We start from the raw sequence: 21,664 nt of genomic DNA, 5'->3' as shown, positions 1-21,664 counted from the left end.
CCCTCCGCTGCTACTGGTTGCTGTAGGTGGTGCCCTTCGGCAGCGGCAGCACAGCGTCGCGCTGCGCCTGGCTCTTCGGCCACACCACATGGGACTTGTCTTCGATGTACTGGATCACGACAGGGAACGAGCGCTCGTTCTGCCCGGCCATGGGCGTCCCCTCGCCGTAGAACTTAACGCCGAAGCCCAGCATGGTGCCGCCTTCGGGGATGTCGGTGTCGAGCGCCGCCTTGCGCAGCGCGTCGGGATCGACGCCGCCATACTTCTTGATGGCGCGGGGCAGCACGTCGCTCATGAACACATAGGTGTTGGACGCACCGATACCGACATGGGCGGAGCGGATGGCGACGCCGGGCCGAATCTTGTCGAACTCCTCTCCGACCATCTTGATGACGGGCGGAAGCTTCGGATCCATGGTCTTCTGATTGGCGAGCCAGATCGAGATCGGATCGGTGTTGAAGATATAGGTGGCGTCGGCGCCCATGCCTTCCTTCAGCTTCTCATAGACGCCGTAGCCCGCACCATGCCCCATCAGGGCACCGAACTTCAGGCCCTGCTCGCGGGCTTGGCGGAGCAGCAGGGTGATGTCCGGATTGTAGCCGGTGTGGAAGACGACGTCGGGCTTGGCGCGTTTCAGCTTGGTCACAAGCGGCGACAGATCAGGCGCGGTCGCCGAATAACCTTCCTTGAGCACGACGTTGAAGCCGGCCTTCTTCGCGCCGGCCTCGTTGCCCTTGGAGACGTCGACGCCATAGGCGCCGTCCTCGTGAATGATGGCGACACGCAGATCCTTCGGCTCCTTGCCGAATTTCTCCTTGGCGTTCTGCGCGATGAAATCCATCGTCATCATGCCGAACTGGTCGCCGCTGGCCTGCGGGCGAAACACGTATTTGTAGCCCTTCTCGTTGAACACGGCCGACGAGATGCAGGTCGTCATCCACATGAACTTCTTGAGCTGCTCGACGCGGGCGGCGACCGGCACGCATTGCGCCGAGGAGAAGAAGCCGAGCACCATGTCGACTTTCTCCTGCTCGAGCAGGCGGACGGATTCGTTGATGGCGATGTCGGGCTTGCTCTGCGCGTCGGCGTAGACTGCCTCGACCTTGTAGCCCTCGACGCCGGTCTTGGCGAAATGGTCGAGGACGATCTTTGCGCCGATATAGCCGAGCTCGGAGCCGCCGCCGGCGAGAGGTCCGGTCAAATCAAAGACGACGCCGATCTTGATCTTCTTGTCCTGAGCCTGGGCGGACGCCGCCAACCCGGTCGCCGATATCGCGACCACCAGTCCACGTAGCAAACGGGCAGCCATGCGCAGGCGCATCAAAACCTCCCTGGACGATTGTGCATTGCATTCGTCTTGCTTTTGGTTGCCCTATCACATGGGCTTGGCGCAGGGATGTCAAGCCTCGCGCCTCAGCGCGAAGCGAACTGCTGCTCGATAAAGGCCGTGACAAATCGCGGCATGGTCGGCGTGAGATCACTCATCCCGCGCACGAGATGGATGGCCGACAATTCAGGTTCGTCCTCACGGGCGAGATTGGCCTCGATCCGGGCACGAGCCTCGTCGCCAGGCATGTTCAGGTTGAGAACCTTGATCATCGCAATCGCGCGGCCGCTGACGACGCAGTGCCAGTCCGCCTCGACCGTGTAGTCGGCCGGGGTCAGCCCGGTCTCCTCCGCGAGCTCGCGGACGACGCTGCCGGGGATGTCGAGCACGCCACCTTTGACATCATCGAGGTCGGGCGTACCCGAGGGGAAATAGATGCGGCCGGCATTGGATGTGTGCTGCGCCATCTCGCCCATGACGAAGGCGCCGTCGGACGTGCGCAACGCGCCCATGCCGAAACCATTGAACACGGTCACGTCGGGAAAGCCCCAGTCGCGCCAAGCGAGGAAACTGGCGAAATCGGTCTCGAAATAGGTCGCAGTCAGACGGTCGTCGGTGAACGCGGCGTCCCGCCCCAGCAGGACGCGGCCGTTCCAGAGTTTCGGCCGCTCCCGCTGCTTTTCGGCGAAATGCGCCGCGATGTCGGCGCGCCGCTCCTCCGCAAACGGCCAGACGAGCGGCCGCACAGCAAGATCAAGCGTCGTGGCGCGATGAATGGTCAGTGACGTCATGACGCTTGATTATCAAGCCTTCGCGTCAGCTATTTGGCGTTCCCCGTGGTCTTCTTCGCCTGCTCCACGAACTTGTTGGTGAAGGTCTTGCTCACGTCGATCTTGGCATTGGCGACCTCGGGCGAGCCGACGCTGAACACAGCGAGCACGGCGTCCGCACCCTTCGGGTCCATCTTGCCGGTCTCCGAATACATCGGAATCGTGTTCTTCAGCGCGGCGAGATAGAGATCCTTGTTCTTGCCGACCGTCTCCTCCGGCATCTTCGCCATGATCTCCTCAGGGCTGTGCGAATGAATCCAGGCGAGCGTGGCGAGGATCGCGTTGGTGAGCGCCTGCGTCTCCTTCTCGTGGCCGTTGACCCATGCCGCCGTCGAGTACAGCGCCCCGCCGGGATATTCGCCGCCGAAGGTCTCCAGCGTGTCCTTCTGCGTGCGGGTGTCGGAGAGGATGCGCAGGTCCTTGTGGCTGCCCTGCAGCACGGTCACGGAGGGATCGAGCATCACGGCCGCATCGATCTGGCCCTGCTCCATCGCGGCGACCGCGGTGGCGCCGAGGCCGACGCCGATCACGGCGGTGCCGGCCGGGTCGAGCCCGTGCTTCTTGAGCATGTACTTCAGGAAGAAGTCGGTGGAGGAGCCGGGTGCGCTGACACCGACCTTCTTGCCGGCGAGATCCTTGACCGACTTGATGTCGTTGGTGCGCGAGGGCGCGACCACGAGCACGAGGCCGGGATAGCGGTCATAGACCACGAAGGACTGGAGCTCCTGCTTCTTGGCTGCCAGATTGACGCAATGGTCGAAATAGCCGGAGACCACGTCCGCGCTGCCGCCGAGCACGGCCTTGAGCGCGTCCGAGCCGCCCTTGAGGTCCACGAGCTCGACATTCAGGCCCGCCTTCTCATATTCGCCGAGTTGCTTGGCCAGCACCGTCGGCAAATAGCACAGGCAGGAGCCGCCGCCGACCGCGATGGTGACCTTGCTTTGCGCCGCGGCAAGGCCCGTGGTGAGCGTCAGCGCCAGCAGCGCGCCAGCGAGCCTGGCAATCGTGTTCTTCATTGGTTTCCTCCGTTCGGCCGGCGGCACCATAGAGCAGCCCGGCTGGCTTGAGAAGCGCTGCCGAAGTGCTAGCGCTATTGGGCTTTCGCCGCATGCGCGGGCCCTTGCCTCTAGCCGCGCCCATCCACCGTCGGTCGCCACACCAAGAGGCGGCGCTCCACCAGCGTGACCCCAAAGTCGATCAGGATGACGAAGGCCGATAGCACGAACATGCCGGCGAACACGCCGGCGACGTCGAACACGCCCTCGGCCTGCTGGATGAGATAGCCAAGGCCCGCCGCCGATCCCAGATATTCGCCGACGACCGCGCCGACCACGGCGAAGCCGACGGAGGTGTGCAGCGAGGAGAACATCCAGGACAGCGCCGAGGGCCAATAGACGTGCTGCATCAGTTGCCGCTCGCTCATGCCGAGCATGCGGCCGTTGTCGAGCACGGTGCGGCTGACTTCCTTGACGCCCTGATAGACGTTGAAGAAGACGATGAAGAACACCAGCGTCACGCCGAGCGCGACCTTGGACCAAATGCCAAGCCCGAGCCACAGCGCAAAGATCGGCGCCAGCACGACGCGCGGCAGCGCGTTGACCATCTTGACGTAAGGGTCGAACACGGCCGCCACCAGCGGCTGGCGTGCGAACCAGAAGCCGACCAGGACGCCGCCGAGCGAACCGATCACGAAGGCAAGAATCGATTCCGCCAGCGTGATGCCGAGATGCTTCCAGATCACGCCGGATGCGAACCATTTCACGATCTGGCTGAACACGTCGAACGGGTTGGAGAAGAAGAACGGCGGCAGAAGGATCTTGCCGAACACGGGCACGGTCGACAGCACCTGCCACAGCACGATGCAGACGACCGCGAACAGGACTTGCAGCGCAAACAGCGTCGGACGCGACATCAGACCGCCTCCGCCGCTTGCGTGGACTGGGCGTAGCCCTTCATCACCTCGTCCTTGAGCACGCTCCAGATCTCGCGATGCAGTTCGTGAAATGCCTTGTCCAGCCGCACCTCGAAGATGTCGCGCGGGCGCGGCAAGGTCACCCGCCAGTCGCCGATGATGCGCGAGGACGGCCCGGCCGACATGATCACGACGCGGTCGGCGAGCGCGATCGCCTCTTCGAGGTCGTGGGTGACGAACAGCACCGCCTTGCGGTCGGCGTTCCAGAGGTCGAGCAGCAGATTGCCCATCACCTGGCGGGTCTGCGCATCGAGCGGCCCGAACGGCTCGTCCATCAGCAAGATCTTCGGATCGCGGATCAGCACCTGCGCCAGCGCCACGCGCTTGCGCTGGCCGCCGGAGAGCATGTGCGGATAGCGGCCGGCAAAGGCGCCAAGACCGACGGAGGTCAACCATTGCTGCGCCCGCGGCAGCGCTTCGGCCCGCGGCGTGCCCTTGATCTCGAGGCCGATCGCGACATTGTCGAGGGCGGTTTTCCACGGGAACAGCGCGTCAGCCTGGAACAGGTAGCCGGCATCCCGATTCAGCCCGGCGAGCGGCCGGTCGAAGATCCTGACCCTGCCGGCGGCGGGCTTGAGCAGCCCGGCTGCGACGTTGAGCAGCGTCGATTTTCCGCACCCCGTGGGCCCGACAATGGCCACGAACTCGCCTTGCGCAACGGCAAGATGGGCTTTCTCTACCGCCGTATAGACCCGCCCGTCCCCGAGCCGGAACGCAACCTTGGCATCCTCCAGCGCCACTGCCGTGGGCGTCGACATATGCTTCCTCCGAATTTCGCTTGATGCCTTAGCCGCTCGCGCGGCCAAGTTCAATCAAGCCGCCAAGCGTGCTACGCATGCCGTGCTGCCGCGCTCTTACCCTCCCCTGGAGGGGGAGGGTCGGCTCACATGAGCGCAGCGAAATGTGAGACGGGGTGGGGTGACGGTGTTTCTGCAGATGCACTGCCCGCGTGGATAGATCACCCCACCCCGCCCGCGCTTCGCGCGAGCGACCCTCCCCCTCCAGGGGGGGGGTAAGAGCGAGTCTTCAACGGATGCCTTCCAAACCAGCCATCAGCTACAAGCACGTCATCAAGCGCTTCGGCTCTCTTGCAGCCGTCGACGGCGTGTCGCTCGACATTGCCGAGGGCGAATTCCTGGCCATCGTCGGCGGGTCCGGCTCCGGCAAGACTACGCTGCTGCGGCTCGCCAACCGGCTGATCGAGGCCGACGGCGGCACCATCACCGTCGAGGGCGAGGACGTGCAAGGCGTCGATCCGGTCGCGCTGCGGCGGCGGATCGGCTACGTGTTCCAGAGCGGCGGCCTGTTTCCGCATTTGAGCGTTGCCGACAATGTCGGAATCACGCCAAGGCTGCTGGGCGAGCCGGCGTCGAACATCGCAACGCGTGTCGACGAACTGCTGGAGCTCGTGCAGCTCGACCGTGAGGCGCATCGCGATCGTCTGCCGGAGGCGCTCTCCGGCGGCCAACGCCAGCGCGTCGGCGTGGCGCGCGCGCTCGCGGCGAGGCCTCGCATCGTGCTGATGGACGAACCCTTCGGCGCGCTCGATCCCCTCACCCGCGATGCGCTCGGCGACGATTATCGTTCGCTGCATCGCAAGCTCGGCCTGACCACCGTGATGATCACCCACGACATGACGGAGGCGATCCTGCTCGCCGACCGCATCGCGGTGATGCGCAGTGGACGGTTGCTCGCGCAGGGCACCCCCGCCGCACTGTCGGAGAGCAGCGACGCCTACGTGCTCGAGCTGTTGCGCACGCCCCGCCGCCAGGTCGAACGGCTGAACGCGCTGCTGCCACGAAGCGGTGCGGCATGAGCCTCCTTGCCGATCCGCGCTGGGGCGAGGCTGTGGCGCATCTGCCCGATTATCTCGGCAATCACGTGCGGCTGAGTCTCGCCGCGCTCGCACTCGGTCTCGCCGTCAGCCTGCCGCTAGCGATTCTGACGCGCAACCGCCCGGCGCCGCGAGCGATCTTGCTCGCGATCGCCAGCATCGTGCAGACGGTGCCGGGTCTGGCGCTGCTCGCGCTGTTCTATCCGCTGCTGCTGTTGGCCGCGTCCGTGACGCTGGCCTGGTTCGGCGTGTCCTTCTCGGCGTTCGGCTTCCTGCCGGCGATGCTGGCGCTCGCGCTCTATTCGATGCTGCCGGTGCTGCGCAACGGCATCACCGGGCTCAACGGCATCGATCCCGCGCTGATCGAGGCTGCCAAGGGCGTCGGCATGACCGCGCGGCAGTCGCTGGTGATGGTCGAGCTGCCGCTGGCGCTGCCGGTGATGATGGCGGGCATCCGCACCGCCGCCGTGTGGGTGATCGGCACCGCGACGCTGTCGACGCCGATCGGGCAGACCAGCCTCGGCAATTACATCTTTGCAGGGCTCCAGACCCAGAACTGGGTGTTCGTGCTGTTCGGCTGCCTGGCCTCGGCCCTGCTCGCGCTCGCCGTCGATCAGCTGCTCGGCCTGATCGAGGGCGGCCTGCGCCAGCGCAGCCGCGCCCGCACCGCGCTCGGCGCGGCCGGCATCGCAGCGCTGGTCGCCGCCACGCTGGTCCCGTCGATGGGGCGGTCGTCGCAAGGTTATGTCGTCGGTGCCAAGACCTTCGCCGAGCAATATGTGCTGTCGGCGTTGATGAGGGACCGCCTTCAGGCCGCCGGCCTGTCCGCGACGGCGCGATCGGGCCTCGGCTCGAGCGTGATCTTCCAGGCGCTGAAGGCCGGCGATATCGATCTCTATGTCGATTATTCCGGCACGCTCTGGGCCAACCAGCTGCATCGCACCGACATCAAGCCGCGCGCCGAACTGGTCGCGGAGCTGAAGAGCGTGCTTGCGAGAGACAACATCACCTTGCTCGGCGAGCTCGGCTTCGAGAATGCCTATGCGCTGGTGATGCCCAGGACACGGGCCGAGGCGCTTCATATCCGCACCATCGCCGATCTCGCCGCGCATGCCTCGACGATGTCGATCGCCGGCGACTACGAGTTCTTCTCGCGGCCGGAATGGGCGGCACTGCAAAAGGCTTATGGCCTGTCGTTCGGAGGCCAGCGCCAGATGCAGCCGGACTTCATGTATGCGGCGGTCGCCAGCGGCGAGGTCGACGTGATCGCCGGCTACACCAGCGACGGACTGATAGCGAAGTACGGTCTGGTCACGCTTGACGATCCCAGGAACGCGATCCCGCCCTACGACGCCATCCTGCTGCTCGCGCCGAAGCGCGCCGGTGACGAGCGGCTGCGGGCCGCGCTCAGCCCGCTGCTCGGCAAGATCGACATCGCCATCATGCGCGAGGCGAACCTGCGCGCCAGCGGCAACGACGCGAATTCGTCGCCGGATGCCGTGGCGAAGTGGCTGTGGGGGCAGATCAAGCAGTAGGCTTGCAGCAAGACCCGTCATCCTGAGGCGCGAGTGATGGGGCGCAGAGCGCCCCATCGGGAGCCTCGAAGGATGAACGGCCACGACGTCGGTGCAGCCGGGCTGTCGCCCTTCGAGGCTCACCGAGCGGCTTGCGCCCCTCGGCGAGCGCCTCAGGGTGACGGTCGAAGAGATAAGTCCGCAATCCAGGTGAGATTACAGCCCTCTGATCATCCCCGCCTCGATCAGCAGGCGATTCAATCGCCGCGCTTCGGCGCCGCCCTTGCAGCTGTAGAAGGCGCCCTTGCAGCGGAGCATGATCTGCTTTTGCTCGGCGAAGGACGGGTCGAGCGGGATGCCGGCGGCCTCCTGGATGACCAGCGGCAGATAGGGACCGTCGATCGTGTCCATCACGGCCTCGCTTCCGACCGGCTCGAAATTGACGGCGTCGATCGCGTAATAGGTCGCGTAGAGGCGCGGATCATAGGCGTCCAGCTTCTTGCCGAGCGCGCCCTCATCGAGGCCAGGCTCGAGGATCTGCGGCGCGAACTCCGGCTGATGATCGCCATAACGCACGATCAGGAAGGGCTCGCCCGGAAAAGTCTTCTTCAGGCCAGCGATGAACGCCTTGTACTGCTCGGCGCTCATCGCCTGCCGCCGCAGATATTCGTCGATCGACGGCACATTGCCCGGCGCGCGCCAGTTCGGCAGCAGGTCCGGGCGGAAGCGCGTCTCCCAGGGGAAATGATTGGCGCCGAGATAGATGAAGGTGAACAGCGGCTTGTTGGGCGGCTGCTGGCCCATCAGCTGGAGCGCCTTGTCGTAGAAGAAGCTGTCAGGCTCGACGTCCTTGGCGCCGAGATCCTTCGAGTCGAAAAAGCGCTCGATGCCGGTCGTCATCTGGAAGCTGCGGGCGCCCATGAAGCCGCCATGGGCGGGATAGAGCGACATCGTGTCGTAGCCGCAACGGCGCAGCGCCAGCGGCAGCCCGCGCTCGACGCGGTTGGAGGCAATGCGTGTGACGAAATAGGCGAAGCGGCCGAACGAGCGCGAGGAGAGCCCCGCGAGCACGTTGTACTCGGTGAACCAGCTCGGCCCACCATTGCTCTCGGCCAGGAACGTGCGCTGCTTGCCATCCCAGGATTTGAAGTGGCCGCCATAACCTTGCGGCACCTTGATTCCCTTGGCAGCGCGGATGTCGAAGCTCGATTCATCATGGATCATGATGATGTTCGGCCTGCGGCCAGCAGGATGGCAGGAATCGACCAGCGGCATGTTGAGCCGCTCATTGGTCACAGCGGCCGATTCCATGAAGCCGTACTGCAAGAAGTCGGAGACCGAGCTGACGCCCGAGCGGAAGAATTTCGAGAGATAGCCGTCGTCGTAATAGCCGCGCCAGGCCTCGTCCGGAGAATAGAGCGAATAGCCGACCAGCGCGGCGAGGCAGGCCAGCTTGCAGGCGAGCGCCGGCAGGCGGCGGATGCGGAACGGATCGAGCCACCACAGCGCATACATCAGCGGCAGCGTGACGAGGCCGGCCAGGATCACCGACCAGCGCAAATTCGGGAAGATCGTGAACAGGAAGGCGACGGTGTCGCGGTCGATCATCATCAAATCGATGAAGTTGACCGTCATCTGCACAACATCGTGCTTGAGCCGCGACAGCAGCACGAGGACGACGACCATGGTCAGCGACAGCGCGCCCGACAGCGCGGGGCGGCGCAGTAGCGTGATCCAGAAGAAGTTGAGGATGCCCCAGGCCAGCACGAAGGAGAGGCGCGAGCCGAAATCGGTTTCGGTCTCGTACATCAGCGCGAGCGCCGCCAGATGCGGCGCGGCAACGGCGAGCAACCGCCAGATGCCGAGCGCGGCGACGCTCGCCAGCACGGCGGTCGTGGCAGAAGGACCTGGATTGGGCGCGGACGCCATCGAGGACACGCAACTCTGGTCCGGTGCTGTGATGCCCAGCCGTCTGGCCAACCCGAACGCGACCAGAGGCTCCGGCGCAGCCGGACGCCTGCACCTTGTCACAAAACTGTAACGGAACGGTCAAGAACAGGCAACGCGTGCCGTGACCCTGGCTTCGCTTCATGTTGACTCATGGCAAACCGGACCTCCCCGCCTGCCGCCGCCCTCGGCCCTCATCGCCGCCGCGCAGACGGGTTCGCTAAACGCCTTCGACGCTGACCAGCCGGGCAGAGCTGCAGGCATCCCGGATGGACTTGAGGCCCTGATACGTGGAGCCATGATAGAACTCCTCCCAGGCCGCGACGGATGGGAATTCCAGGATCACGATCCTGCGGGGCTGCCAATCTCCTTCGTAGACCTTGTGAGCGCCGCCGCGCGCCAGATACCTGGCCCCAGCCGCCTCTAATGCGGGTTTCACGCCCAGCATGAAGCTCTGGTACTGCTGGGGATCCCTGATCTCGACGTCGAAAATCACATAGGCTGCCATTGTGGTCTGCTCCTCCACTACCCTCGAATATTGGATATCGGGACGCCATGAACAGCCCACACCGGGCTATTCGATCACCTGGTCGGCTCGGGCGAGCAGGCTTGGCGGAATTGTCATGTCGAGCGATCTGGCGGTTCTCAGATTGATGATCGTCTCGATCTTGGTTGAACGCTGAACGGGAAGATCCGCCGGCTTGGCACCCCTGACGATGCGCGCAGCATAACGCTTGGCCAAATCCAGAGCGGCACAGTGCCGGCCGCCAGAAGAAATCCGCGTCGTTTCATCTTCGCCGTTAGTTTCAAACAATCAGATCAAGTATCGCAGCCAATCTATGCGGAGCGGCGTGGTCCGCCAATGCCGATCTGGAAATCGAGGGCCTAAGGCTTGGTGATCCCGGCGATGAACAGGTCGAGCACCCCTTCCGCCGTCCGCTCGACCTCACCCTCCTCGACGCCCCAGCGTGGAAAGTGGCCGTCGAGATTCATCCGGGCAAGACCGTAGACCAGGGCGCGGCCGGCGATCTGGATGCGCTTGAGGTCGGCCTGCCGCAGCAGGCCCTGCTCCGCCGCCTCGGCCAGGATTTTCTCGGTCAGCGCGATCAACTCGGCATTGTCGCGCGTCAGCTCCTCGGAGCTGCCATGGGCGAAATAACGCCCCGTGGAGATGATCTCGAAATGGGCGGGATTGCGCATCGCCCAGCGCAGGTAAGCGAGCCCGAAGGCGCGGAAACGGGCGAGCGGGCCGGCGGCCGGGGCCTCGCGCAGCGCGGCCTCGATCTCAACCCGAAAGCGCCGCTGCGCCTCCCCGGCCGCAGCGGCCATGAGGGCGTCGCGGTTCGGAAAGTGCCGGAACGGCGCCCCCGGCGACACCGCGGCCCGGCGCGCGGCCTCGCGGACAGAGACCTCCGCTCCCTCTGCGGCGAGCTGCAGCGCAGCATCGATCAGGACGCGGCGAAGGTCGCCGTGGTGATAGGGCCGTGCCTGGGCCGCGGAGCGGCGGGCGCGCGGCTTGGACGGCTGACGGGCGGGCATGGCCTCTCCTAGCATCACCCGAACGTGAATGTAAGCAGCGATTACACGGTTGACCAATCAGCGACACCGAAATGTAATCAATGATTACATGACGGAGAAAGTCATTATGTCGGAACGACAAGGCTGGTTCGAAGGCTGGCGGCTGCTGGCCGCCCTCACCCTCAGCTTGATCACCCTCAGCCTGTGGATCGCCTCGATGCGACAGTTCGAGGTCGAGGGCGTGCGGATGGTGATCCGGTTCACCGCGCGCAGCTCGCTGCTGCTGTTCTGCCTCGCCTTCAGCGCTGCGGCGCTGGCGCGGCTGTGGCCCAATGGCTGGACGCGCTGGCAGCGCCGCAATCGCCGCTATCTCGGCTTGAGCTTTGCGGCCTCCCACACCATCCACGCGATCGCGATCATCGCCTTCGCCAGGATGGATCCAGCCGGCTTTGCGGAAGCCACTTCGGCCGCCTCCTACATCGTCGGCGGGATCGGCTATGCCGTCATCATTGCCATGAGCGCGACCTCGTTCGACCGCGCCGCCGCGCTGGTCGGGGCCCCCGCCTGGCGCATGCTGCATCTTGCCGGCGGCTATTATCTCTGGCTCCAGTTCATGGTCTCGTTCGGCAAGCGTGTGCCGGCGATGCCGCTCTATGCCGCCTTCCTCGTTCCGCTGCTGATCGTGCTGGCGCTGCGCATGATCGCGATGGCTCGCCATCCGCGCGGGCAGACCGTTGTGGCGGGCTAGGCGCCTTACCGCGCTTGGTCCGCGAACCGGATGGTCGCGAGATCAGATCACGAATGAAGAGCCGAGTCCTTGATCCTGAAGACGCAGGCGTTTTGGTGTTCGGAAGCTGCGCGAAAAGCTTAAGAAACGGCGCAAGACCAAGAATGTGGTTTAAGCGTCAGTTCTTGGTGCTCGGAGAGCACTTCAACTCGCGAAGAGTTTGAATGAAGCAGCAATGCTTGGCGCGAGATGAAAAGAGCCAGACCGCGATTTGCGATCTCGCCCGACCATAGTCGCCAAGCTTTAAGATTTGGTTTGGCGGGCGAAGATTGTGTTTCTCTCGTCATTCCGGGACGCGCGTTAGCGCGACCCCGGAATGGCGGCGTAGCCGTCAGTTCTTGCTCTTGTCGACCAGTGCGCCCTTCTTGATCCAGGGCATCATGTCGCGCAGCTTGGCGCCGACTTCCTCGATCGGGTGCGCGGCGAGCTTGGCGCGCGTCGCCTTGAACGAGGTCTGGTTGACCTTGTTCTCGAGCATCCAGTCGCGGGCGAACTTGCCGCCCTGGATGTCGGCCAGAACCTTGCGCATCTCCTTCTTGGTCTCGTCGGTGATGATGCGCGGGCCGGTGACGTACTCGCCGTACTCGGCGGTGTTGGAGATCGAGTAGTTCATGTTGGCGATGCCGCCTTCATAGATCAGGTCGACGATCAGCTTCACTTCGTGCAGGCACTCGAAATAGGCCATCTCCGGGGCGTAGCCGGCTTCGACCAGGGTCTCGTAGCCGCCCTTGATCAGCTCGACCAGGCCGCCGCAAAGCACCACCTGCTCGCCGAACAGGTCGGTCTCGCACTCTTCCTTGAAGGTGGTCTCGATGATGCCGGCGCGGCCGCCGCCGACAGCCGAAGCGTAGGATAGGCCGAGGTCATGGGCGTTGCCCGACACGTCCTTGGCGATCGCGATCAGGCAGGGCACGCCGCCGCCGCGCTGATACTCGGAACGCACGGTGTGGCCGGGGCCCTTCGGCGCGATCATCAGCACGTCGAGGTCGGCGCGCGGGTCGAGCAGGTTGAAGTGGACGTTGAGGCCGTGCGCGAACACCAGGGCGGCGCCCTTCTTCATGTTGTCGTGCAGGTGCTCGCGATAGATGTCGCCCTGGAGCTCGTCCGGGGTCAGCATCATGACGAGGTCGGCCCATTTGGCGGCTTCGGCGACTTCCATCACCTTGAAGCCGGCGGCTTCCGCCTTCTTCACCGAGCCCGAATCCTTGCGCAGCGCGATGGCGACTTCCTTGACGCCGGAATCCTTCAGATTGAGCGCATGGGCATGGCCCTGGCTGCCATAGCCGACGATGGCGACCTTCTTGCCCTTGATCAGGTTCAGGTCGGCGTCGCGATCGTAATAAACACGCATAGGTCGTTTCCTCGTTCAGGGCCGAAATCGGCCAATGGTCAGTGTCCGAAGGGTGAAATTTGCGGATTTCGGGGGCTGTCTAGAGCATTTTCAGCCCTGAGGGAAACCCGTTTCTGCATGGAAATCCGCGACATCATGCATCCATGAAAACGGGGTAGAGGGAGGCCAGCAGCAGGATCGCCATCAGAATATTGAAGGCGCGAACCAGCCGCTCGGAGGTCAGGACCGGCCGCAATGCGGAGCCGAACAGGGCCCAGACCACGGTCGAGACCGTGCCGACGATGAGGCTGATCACGGTCTGGATCGCGATGTTGAGTGGAAACTGGGCGATCGCCGCATAGGCGGTGATGGTGCCGATCACGATCACCCAGCCCTTGGCGTTGATCCATTGGAACATCGCCGCGCCCCAGAAGGTCATCGGGCCGCGGCCGTCCCCCTGCCCCGGCTTGGTCGGGCCGGACATGGCGATCGCGGCCGCGAGGTAGATCAGGTAGGCGGCACCGACATATTTCAGGATGGTCTGGAGGATCGGATAGGCCAGGAACACCGAGCCGAGCCCGAGGCCAACTGCGGCGACCATGAAGGCGAAGCCGAGCACGATGCCGACAATGTGCGGGATGGTGCGCCGGAAGCCGTAGGTCAGGCCCGAGGACAGCAGCATGATGTTGTTCGGGCCGGGCGTGAAATACATCACGACCATGAAGATGAGGAAGGCATAGAGCAGCGACTGGGACATGCTCACCTCACGCCGTCTTTGGCAGCGGCTGCGGGCGCTGTGCCAGCACCATCACGGCGATACCGCCGATCACTGTCAGCATGCCGGCCAGCCTCAAAGGTCCGAACCGCTCGCCGAACGCGATGCTCGACGCAGCCGAGCCGACGAATGGCACCAGCAGCGCGAAGGGCACCACGTGCGCGGCGGGATAGTCGCGCAGCAGCCGGCCCCACAGCCAATAGGCGATGCTGGTCGAGATGCCGCCGAGAGCCAGCATGCAGAGAGCCGATGTCAACGACATGTGGCTCAGAGACGTCCAGGTCGGCGCCGGCCCATTGGCGATCAGCGCCAGAACGAACAGCGGCACGGCCGAGGCGAGACACAACCACGCGAACAGGTCGAACATCGGCACGCCGCGGGCGCCGCGCAGCAACAGATTGCCGACGGCAAAGCTGAGCGGCGAGATCAGCAGCACTGCAAACGCAGCGACAGTGAAGTCGTAGCCGACAGTGCCGCAGATCATCAGCAGGCCCGCCGCCGCGATGACGATGCCCAGCGTCTGCACCGGTGTCGGCCGCTCACCGAACGCGATCGCGGCAAAGCCGATCGTGAACAGCGCCTGGCTCTGCACGACGACGCTGGTCAGGCCCACCGGCACCCCATGAGCGATGCCATAGGCCTGGCTCAGGAACTGACCGAGGAAGAGGGTAAAGCTGATCGCGATCAGCAGCGACCAGGCGACCTTCGGCTTGGGAATGAACAGGCATGGCACCGCGGCGATCGAGAAACGCAGCGCCGTCATCAGTTCCGGCGAAAGCTCGTCGAGCGCGATCCGGCTCGCCACGAAGGCGAGCCCCCAGATGATCGCCACCAGGATGGCGATGAGGATATCGGCCGGCTTCATTGTTGTTCTCGGCTCTGCCCTGTCGTGCAGCCCTGTTGTTATTCGCTAGCCTTGCTCGCCGGCTTTCGGTTTCCGCAGCAGATACGTGCCGTGCATCGGTGCGTGATAATCGGCCGAGACCAGCGTGAAGCCGACGTCGGTCAGCATCCGCTCCATCACCCAGCCGAAGGTGGAATATTCGTCGCGCATGTGCGTCACGACGCTTTCGCGCGAAAAGTCGTGGTTCTTGATCTGGAAATCGGCCCATTGCTCGACGTCGCGCTCGATGGCGTCCGGCATCAAAGCGTAGACGATGTCGCGCAGATAGAAGCTCGCGCCCGGCTTCAGCGCCCGATAGATCCGCGAGATCGCAACCGCCTTCCAGAAATCCGGCAGGTGGTGCAGCGTGAACTCGCTGACGATCAAATCGTAGGATTCCGGCCGGTAGGAAAAGCTGAGCAGGCCCGCCGATTGGGTGCGCACGGGTGCCTTGCGATCGCGGGCGTAGATCTCGGCAAGCGCCAGCATCGCCGGCGAGATGTCGATGGCGTCGACTTCGGCACCCATCAGCGCCGCCTCGGTGGCGAGCACGCCATTGCCGCAACCGATGTCGGCGACGCGCCAGCCGCGCTGGATCCCCAGCATTTTCAGCGCGGCGCGCGCCCGCAGATCGGCATCGTCATGACTGTCGTAGATCGACGCCACCGCGGGCTCGATCCCCATCCGGTTCCGCTCGTTGTAATACCAGTCGCGCGCCAGCATGGTTCACATCCCTTCGGGCCCGCGGCCGATCGCGGCAACACCGGTGCGCGACACCTCGACGAGGCCGAGCGGGCGCATCAGGTCTATAAACTGATTGATCTTGTCCGTATTGCCTGTGATCTCGAACACAAAGCTCTCGGTGGTGGCGTCGATCACCCGGGCACGGAACGCATCCGCGAGCCTCAGCGCCTCGACCCGATGCTCGCCCTGCCCGCGCACCTTGACCATCGCAAGCTCGCGCTCGATCGAGCGCCGGGTCTGCGTCATGTCGACGACCTGGTAGACCGGGATCATGCGGTCGAGCTGGTTCTTGATCTGAGCGATCACCATCGGCGTACCCGTGGTGACGATGGTGATGCGCGACAGATGCTTCTGGGCCTCGGTTTCCGAGACCGTGAGACTCTCGATGTTGTAGCCGCGGCCCGAGAACAGGCCGATGACGCGCGCGAGCACGCCGGGCTCGTTCTGCACGAGCACCGCGAGCGTGTGCGTCTCGTTGGGATCGTGACGCTCCTCGATAAAGTAGGCGGATGCGGGCTGGTTCATTGTCGTCCCCTCAAATCTCTCTGGTCACACCAGCGCCTTGCCGCCGGCAAATGCCTTTGCCGTGGCCTCGTCGTTGGCCTGCTCCGGCAACAGCATCTCGTTATGCGCCTTGCCGGACGGGATCATCGGGAAGCAGTTTTCGAGCGCCGCGACGCGGCAGTCGAACAGCACGGGACGCTTGACCGAGATCATCTCCTGGATGGCGCCATCGAGATCGCCGGGCTTGTGCACCTGAAGGCCGACGGCGCCATAGGCTTCCGCGAGCTTGACGAAATCCGGCAGCGCTTCCGAGTAGGAATGCGACAGGCGATTGCCGTGCAGCAGCTGCTGCCATTGGCGCACCATGCCCATGTACTGGTTGTTCAGGATGAAGATCTTGATCGGCAGCTCGTACTGCACCGCCGTCGACATCTCCTGCATTGTCATCTGCACCGAGGCATCGCCCGCGATGTCGATGACGAGGCTGTCGGGATGGGCCACCTGCACGCCGACTGCGGCCGGCAGGCCGTAGCCCATGGTGCCGAGACCGCCCGAGGTCATCCAGCGATGCGGCTCCTCGAAGCCGTAGAACTGCGCTGCCCACATCTGGTGCTGGCCGACCTCGGTCGTGATGTAGGTGTCCTTGCCGCGTGTCTGCTCGAACAAGGCCTGGATCGCGTGCTGCGGCAGAATGACGTCGTTGCTTTTCTTGTAATACAGCGAGTTGCGGGCGCGCCATTGCGCGATCTGCTGCCACCACGATTTGATGTCGGGCTTCTTGGCCTCCGCCTTGAACACCTGGAGGATGTCGCCGAGGATGTTGGCGCAGTCGCCGATGATCGGCACGTCGACGCGGATGTTCTTGTTGATCGAGGACGGGTCGATGTCGATGTGGATCTTCTTCGAGCCCGGCGAGAATGCATCGACCCGGCCGGTGATGCGGTCGTCGAAGCGCGCGCCGACGCACAGCATGACGTCGCAATCATGCATCGTCATGTTGGCCTCGTAGGTGCCGTGCATGCCGAGCATGCCGAGCCAGTTCTTGCCCGACGCAGGATAGGCGCCGAGCCCCATCAGCGTGGAGGTGATCGGGAAGCCCGTGACCTCGACCAGCTCGCGCAGCAGCTTGGTCGCCTCTGGGCCGGAATTGATGACGCCGCCGCCGCTGTAGATCACGGGACGCTTGGCACCCGCCAGCAGCGCCACTGCCTTGCGGATCTGCGTCGCATCGCCTTTCACGCGCGGTGCATAGGACCGGTGCACGTCCGACTTGCGCGGCGGATGATAGGTGCCGGTCGCGAACTGCACATCCTTGGGAACGTCGACCAGCACCGGACCGGGACGGCCGGAGGTCGCGACGTAGAAGGCTTCATGCAGGACTTTGGCGAGATCATTGACGTCGCGCACCAGCCAATTGTGCTTGGTGCAGGGACGCGTGATGCCGACGGTGTCGCATTCCTGGAACGCGTCGTTGCCGATCAGATGCGTCGGCACCTGGCCGGAGATGCAGACCAGCGGGATCGAGTCCATCAGTGCATCGGTCAGCGGCGTCACCATGTTGGTGGCACCGGGACCGGAGGTCACCAGCGCGACGCCGGGCTTGCCGGTGGAGCGCGCATAGCCCTCGGCAGCGTGACCCGCACCCTGCTCGTGACGGACCAGGATGTGCTGGACCTCGCTCTGCTGGAAGATCTCGTCGTAGATCGGAAGCACGGCGCCGCCCGGATAGCCGAAAATGTCGGTCACGCCGTGATCGATCAGCGCGCGAACGATCATCGCGGCGCCGGTCATCTGGTTCGGATCGTGGCTCTTGTCGCTCATTGGCTTGCTCCGGATGCGCTGTTGCCAGCGGCTTCGTTCGAATGGGGTTCGGGAAATAAAAAAGGCCCCGAAGAGGGCCCATGCACACCGCCTGTCTTGTGGATGGCAGCTAGCCATCCCCGGCGGTGTGCCTGGGTACGACGGCGATAAGCAGCTTGGTAATAATATTACGCATGGCAGGCGCTCGGCTTCCCAAAGGTTGCGCGAACCATAGCGGCCAAAGCCCGGATGTCAAGGCAATGCGGCCGCTTTCGCGTGATTTTGGCAGTGTAGCGGCGTTCCCGGGGTTCGGCGAGAGGTAAATGCGGGAACCCGGACACAAAAGCGTTCGTCCCCGCTCGCAGCCTCACTTGGACTCCCACGCACCATTCACGGCCGCCGCGAGCCACCGCCTCGCCTCCTCCGGCCTCACCCATTCGAACGCCGGCAATTGGTGCCGGAACCAGGTGAATTGCCGCTTGGCATAGTGGCGGGTGTCAGCGCAGCCGATGGTGGCGGCCTGCTCCAGAGTGAGCTCGCCGCGCAGATGCCGGATCAAGGCCGGCACGCCATGCGCTTTCATCGCCGGCAGCAGCGGATCGAGCTGTCTGGCGGCAAGCCGCTCGACCTCCTCGAGCGCGCCAGCCGCCAGCATGGCACTGAAACGGGCATCGATCCGCGCATAGAGCACGTCGCGATCGGGCGCGAGAAACACGGCGCGAAAGCAATCCTTCGGCAGCAGCGGCGGCTGGCCCTCCCGGTGCCAATCCAGCAGCGAACGGCCGGTCGCCTCGACCACTTCGAGCGCGCGCGCGATCCGGGTGCGATCACGCAGGTTCAATCGTTCGGCGGCGCGCGGATCGCGACGCGCCAGTTCCGCGTGCAGCGCTTCCGCGCCGTTCCGTTCCAGCCGCGCGCGCACGTCCTCGCGCAGCTCGGCCGGAATGGGCGGCACGATGGAGAGTCCCGCCGTGAGCGCCTTGAAATAGAGCCCCGTGCCGCCGATGAAGATCGGCAGGCGGCCTTCCGCTTTCGCCTCGTCGAGCGCCTTCGTCGCATCGGCCAACCAGGCGCCGGCCGAGAAATTCACGGCCGCGTCGACATGCCCGTAGAGACGGTGCGGAGCGCGGGCCTCCTCATCGTGTGTCGGCCGTGCCGTGATGATGCGCAGGTCTCGATAGACCTGCATGGAATCGGCATTGATGACGATACCGCCGGTGGCGAGCGCGAGCTCCAGCGCCAGCGCCGACTTGCCGCTGGCGGTCGGGCCTGCGATAAGCACGGCCTCGCCAACACGTCTTCTGCCGACTTGCTCCTCGCTCACGAAAACCTCAAATGTCCCTCGTCGCCACGCTGATCTGCAACCCCAACAATCCCGCGCTCGATACGACCATCGTCGACGGCGCCCGGGCCGTGCTGCCGCAGGCAGCACCCGCACAATGGCTGTTCGACGGGGTCGCGGTCGATATCCCCTTCGGCGCCGACGGTAACCTCGAAGCCGACCGTCACGCCATCGAGCAGCGGCTCCGCGAGCTTCGCGGCGACCTGCCCGTCGACATCGTCGTGCAGCCTGTCGGCTTCAGGCGCAAGAAGCTTTTTCTCGCCGACATGGATTCCACCATGATCGGCCAGGAATGCATCGACGAGCTCGCCGATCTCATCGGGGTGAAGGCGCATGTGGCCGCCATTACCGAACGCGCCATGCGCGGCGAGATCGAATTCGAGCCGGCGCTGCGCGAGCGCGTCGCGCTGCTGAAGGACCTGCCCGCGAGCGCGGTCGACGAGGTGCTGGCCAAGCGCATCACGCTGACCCCGGGCGGCCGCGAGCTGGTTGCGACCATGCGCGCGCACGGCGCCTATACCTGCCTCGTCTCCGGCGGCTTCACGCTGTTCACGAGCGCGGTCGCCGCCAGGATCGGCTTCCAGGAAAACCGCGCCAACGAACTCGTCGTGCGCGACGGCAAGTTCACCGGCGAGGTGAAGGAGCCGATTTTGGGCCGCGCCGCGAAGCTCGCCACGCTGGTCGACCTGATGGAGTCGTTCGATCTCGATGACATCGACTCCGTCGTGGTCGGCGACGGCGCCAACGATCTGGCGATGATCCAGGCCGCGGGCCTCGGCGTTGCCTATCACGCCAAGCCGGCGGTCGCGGCCGCGGCTGCGGCGCGGATCGACCACGGCGATCTCACCGCATTGCTGTACGCGCAAGGGTATCGGCGCGAGGAGTTCGTGGAGGGGTGATGTTATCGTCGTTCCGGGATGGTGCGAAGCACCAGACCCGGAACCTCGAGATTCCGGGTTCGATGCTTCGCATCGGCCCGGAATGACAGATGAAGTTACTGCACGCTCAGCGCGACAAAGCGTAGCTCGCCGTCCGCATTCGAGACCAGCAGCAGCACCGACTTCTTGCCGTCCTTTTTGAGCTGGTCGACGCGCTTCTGGATGTCGGCGCCGCTGGAGACGGCCTCCTGCGCAACCTCGACGATGACGTCGCCGGCGGAGAGGCGCTTCTCGGCCGCGTCCGAATTGGCGTCGACATTGGTGACGACCACGCCCTTGACGCTCTCCTTGATCTTGTAGCGCGTGCGCAGATCCTTGTTCAGCGCGGCGAGATCGAGGCCGAGCGCCTTCTGCGTCACCGGCTTGTCGGGCGCCGGCTCGTCGGTCTTCACCGCGGCCTGCACCTTGTCGGGATCCTGGAGGCGGCCGAGCGTGACCTTCTTGGTCTGCTCCTGGCCCTTGCGGATGATGACGACGTCGACCTCCTTGCCGACCGCGGTGTCGGCGACGACGCGGGAGAGATCCTTGGGATCCTTGACGTCCTTGCCGTCGAACTTGACGACGACGTCGCCGGGTTCGATGCCCGCGGGCTTAGCCGGGCCCTTGTCGTCGACGCCGGCAACCAGCGCGCCGCGCGCCGGCTTGATGTTGAGGCTCTCGGCAATCTCGTCGGTGACGCTCTGGATCCGCACCCCCAGCCAGCCGCGGCGCAACTCTCCGAACTGACGGAGCTGGTCGACGACGCCCACCACCGTCTTCGACGGCACGGCAAAACCAATGCCGATGGAGCCGCCGGAGGGCGAGATGATCAGCGTGTTGACGCCGATGACGTCGCCGTCGAGGTTGAACAGCGGGCCGCCCGAATTGCCGCGATTGATGGAGGCGTCGGTCTGGATGTAGCTGTCATAGGGACCCGAGGAGATGTCGCGGTTCTTGGCCGAGACGATGCCGGCCGTCACCGTGCCGCCCAGGCTGAACGGGTTGCCGATCGCGACCACCCAGTCGCCGAGCCGCAGCTTGTCGCTGTCGCCGAACTTCACCGACACGAGCGGCTTCGGCGGCTTGATCTTGAGCACGGCGAGATCGGTCTTCTTGTCGACGCCGACCAGTTCGGCCTTGATCTTGGTGCCATCGTTGAGGATGACGTGGATCTCGTCGGCGTCGGCAATGACGTGGTTGTTGGTGACGACGACGCCCGAGGTGTCGATGATGAAACCGCTTCCGAGCGAGTTGGTCTTCTTCGGCGGGCCGCTGCCGTTATCGCCGCCCTTGCCGCCGCCCGGACCCCTGCGGTTCTTGAAGAAGTCGTCGAAGAATTCCTCGAAGGGCGAGCCGGGCGGCAATTGCGGCATGGTGTTGCTCCCGCCGCCCTTGGCCTCGACGGTCTGCGAGGTCGAGATGTTGACGACCGCGTCGATCACCTTCTCGGCGACGTCGGCGATGCCCTCCGGTCCGCGCGCCAGGGCCGGCGTGCCGAACGCAGTGAAAGCACTGACGGCGAGCGCGGCCAGCCCTAAACGCAAACGGGTCGGGGCAATGATGGCAGCGGGCATTGGGATCTCCAGAGAAAAGGATTCGGCGCTCAGACTGCGCTCGAACAGGGGGACGGCGCAAGCACG

At 64.8% G+C, this 21,664-nt stretch carries 21 protein-coding genes; 4 read left to right on the top strand and 17 right to left on the bottom strand.

Annotation, left to right across the window (positions count from 1 at the left end; genetic code table 11):
• Nucleotides 1–10: 10 nt before the first annotated feature.
• The 5 genes from P6U31_RS10555 to P6U31_RS10535 form a co-directional block, all read right to left on the bottom strand.
• Nucleotides 11–1,321 (bottom strand): ABC transporter substrate-binding protein, encoded by a 1,311-nt coding sequence (locus P6U31_RS10555; protein WP_407188167.1) that lies wholly within the window; start codon nt 1,319–1,321, stop codon nt 11–13.
• 92 nt (nt 1,322–1,413) lie between these two features.
• Nucleotides 1,414–2,118: an NUDIX hydrolase gene (locus P6U31_RS10550; RefSeq protein ID WP_407188165.1), complete on the bottom strand. Its 705-nt coding sequence runs from the start codon at nt 2,116–2,118 to the stop codon at nt 1,414–1,416.
• Nucleotides 2,119–2,147: 29 nt separating this feature from the next.
• Nucleotides 2,148–3,173, bottom strand: coding sequence for an ABC transporter substrate-binding protein (locus P6U31_RS10545; protein WP_407188163.1), 1,026 nt, complete (start codon nt 3,171–3,173; stop codon nt 2,148–2,150).
• Between the two features lie 110 nt (nt 3,174–3,283).
• Complete coding sequence (locus tag P6U31_RS10540) at nt 3,284–4,069, bottom strand: ABC transporter permease (RefSeq protein ID WP_407188161.1); 786 nt, start codon at nt 4,067–4,069, stop codon at nt 3,284–3,286.
• Nucleotides 4,069–4,887, bottom strand: a complete 819-nt coding sequence (locus tag P6U31_RS10535; protein ID WP_407188159.1) for an ABC transporter ATP-binding protein — start codon at nt 4,885–4,887, stop codon at nt 4,069–4,071. The genes P6U31_RS10540 and P6U31_RS10535 overlap by 1 nt, the downstream gene beginning before the upstream one ends.
• A 275-nt stretch (nt 4,888–5,162) precedes the next feature.
• On the opposite strand from P6U31_RS10535, the gene P6U31_RS10530 reads away from it, so the two are divergent.
• A complete protein-coding gene (locus P6U31_RS10530; RefSeq protein WP_407188157.1) occupies nt 5,163–5,945 on the top strand; it encodes an ATP-binding cassette domain-containing protein in 783 nt (260 codons plus the stop codon).
• The gene (locus P6U31_RS10525) at nt 5,942–7,498 is read left to right on the top strand and encodes a glycine betaine ABC transporter substrate-binding protein (protein WP_407188156.1); all 1,557 of its coding nucleotides are present in this window, start codon (nt 5,942–5,944) and stop codon (nt 7,496–7,498) included. Before P6U31_RS10530 ends, P6U31_RS10525 begins: the two co-directional genes overlap by 4 nt.
• 195 nt (nt 7,499–7,693) lie before the next feature.
• Here the strand turns inward: P6U31_RS10525 and P6U31_RS10520 are convergent, their stop codons facing one another.
• The 4 genes from P6U31_RS10520 to P6U31_RS10505 form a co-directional block, all read right to left on the bottom strand.
• Nucleotides 7,694–9,406 (bottom strand): LTA synthase family protein, encoded by a 1,713-nt coding sequence (locus P6U31_RS10520; RefSeq protein ID WP_407188154.1) that lies wholly within the window; start codon nt 9,404–9,406, stop codon nt 7,694–7,696.
• Between the two features lie 238 nt (nt 9,407–9,644).
• The gene (locus tag P6U31_RS10515) at nt 9,645–9,932 is read right to left on the bottom strand and encodes a DUF1330 domain-containing protein (RefSeq protein WP_407188153.1); all 288 of its coding nucleotides are present in this window, start codon (nt 9,930–9,932) and stop codon (nt 9,645–9,647) included.
• A 66-nt stretch (nt 9,933–9,998) separates the two neighbouring features.
• On the bottom strand, nt 9,999–10,238 hold the full coding sequence (locus tag P6U31_RS10510) for an ABC transporter substrate binding protein (RefSeq protein ID WP_407188151.1): 240 nt from the start codon (nt 10,236–10,238) through the stop codon (nt 9,999–10,001).
• A 71-nt stretch (nt 10,239–10,309) separates the two neighbouring features.
• Entirely contained in the window at nt 10,310–10,963 is a 654-nt protein-coding gene (locus P6U31_RS10505) for a TetR/AcrR family transcriptional regulator (protein WP_407188150.1), read from the bottom strand.
• A gap of 106 nt (nt 10,964–11,069) precedes the next feature.
• Here P6U31_RS10505 and P6U31_RS10500 point away from each other — a divergent pair, with 106 nt between their 5' ends.
• On the top strand, nt 11,070–11,690 hold the full coding sequence (locus P6U31_RS10500; RefSeq protein ID WP_407188148.1) for a hypothetical protein: 621 nt from the start codon (nt 11,070–11,072) through the stop codon (nt 11,688–11,690).
• A gap of 370 nt (nt 11,691–12,060) precedes the next feature.
• Here the strand turns inward: P6U31_RS10500 and ilvC are convergent, their stop codons facing one another.
• The 7 genes from ilvC to miaA all read right to left on the bottom strand — a co-directional run bounded on the left by ilvC (nt 12,061) and on the right by miaA (nt 19,089).
• Nucleotides 12,061–13,080: a ketol-acid reductoisomerase gene (ilvC, locus tag P6U31_RS10495; protein ID WP_060735242.1), complete on the bottom strand. Its 1,020-nt coding sequence runs from the start codon at nt 13,078–13,080 to the stop codon at nt 12,061–12,063.
• Between the two features lie 133 nt (nt 13,081–13,213).
• Complete coding sequence (locus P6U31_RS10490) at nt 13,214–13,816, bottom strand: LysE family translocator (RefSeq protein ID WP_407188146.1); 603 nt, start codon at nt 13,814–13,816, stop codon at nt 13,214–13,216.
• Nucleotides 13,817–13,823: 7 nt separating this feature from the next.
• Nucleotides 13,824–14,699, bottom strand: a complete 876-nt coding sequence (locus P6U31_RS10485; RefSeq protein WP_407188145.1) for an EamA family transporter — start codon at nt 14,697–14,699, stop codon at nt 13,824–13,826.
• 45 nt (nt 14,700–14,744) lie between these two features.
• Nucleotides 14,745–15,440: a class I SAM-dependent methyltransferase gene (locus P6U31_RS10480; protein ID WP_407188144.1), complete on the bottom strand. Its 696-nt coding sequence runs from the start codon at nt 15,438–15,440 to the stop codon at nt 14,745–14,747.
• A 3-nt stretch (nt 15,441–15,443) separates the two neighbouring features.
• Nucleotides 15,444–15,986 (bottom strand): acetolactate synthase small subunit, encoded by a 543-nt coding sequence (gene ilvN, locus P6U31_RS10475; RefSeq protein ID WP_028137987.1) that lies wholly within the window; start codon nt 15,984–15,986, stop codon nt 15,444–15,446.
• A gap of 24 nt (nt 15,987–16,010) precedes the next feature.
• A complete protein-coding gene (locus P6U31_RS10470) occupies nt 16,011–17,786 on the bottom strand; it encodes an acetolactate synthase 3 large subunit (RefSeq protein ID WP_407188142.1) in 1,776 nt (591 codons plus the stop codon).
• Between the two features lie 346 nt (nt 17,787–18,132).
• Nucleotides 18,133–19,089 (bottom strand): tRNA (adenosine(37)-N6)-dimethylallyltransferase MiaA, encoded by a 957-nt coding sequence (gene miaA / locus P6U31_RS10465; protein WP_407188141.1) that lies wholly within the window; start codon nt 19,087–19,089, stop codon nt 18,133–18,135.
• Between the two features lie 11 nt (nt 19,090–19,100).
• Between miaA and serB the strand changes: the two genes are divergently transcribed.
• Entirely contained in the window at nt 19,101–20,006 is a 906-nt protein-coding gene (serB, locus tag P6U31_RS10460) for a phosphoserine phosphatase SerB (protein WP_407188140.1), read from the top strand.
• Between the two features lie 95 nt (nt 20,007–20,101).
• On the opposite strand, the gene P6U31_RS10455 is transcribed toward serB, so the two are convergent.
• Nucleotides 20,102–21,598 (bottom strand): Do family serine endopeptidase, encoded by a 1,497-nt coding sequence (locus P6U31_RS10455; RefSeq protein ID WP_407188138.1) that lies wholly within the window; start codon nt 21,596–21,598, stop codon nt 20,102–20,104.
• Nucleotides 21,599–21,664 lie beyond the last annotated feature (66 nt).

This window comes from Bradyrhizobium centrosematis, assembly GCF_045571495.1.
GTDB classification, from domain to species: Bacteria; Pseudomonadota; Alphaproteobacteria; order Rhizobiales; family Xanthobacteraceae; genus Bradyrhizobium; species Bradyrhizobium centrosematis.
This window is presented reverse-complemented; position numbering and strand designations above follow the sequence as displayed.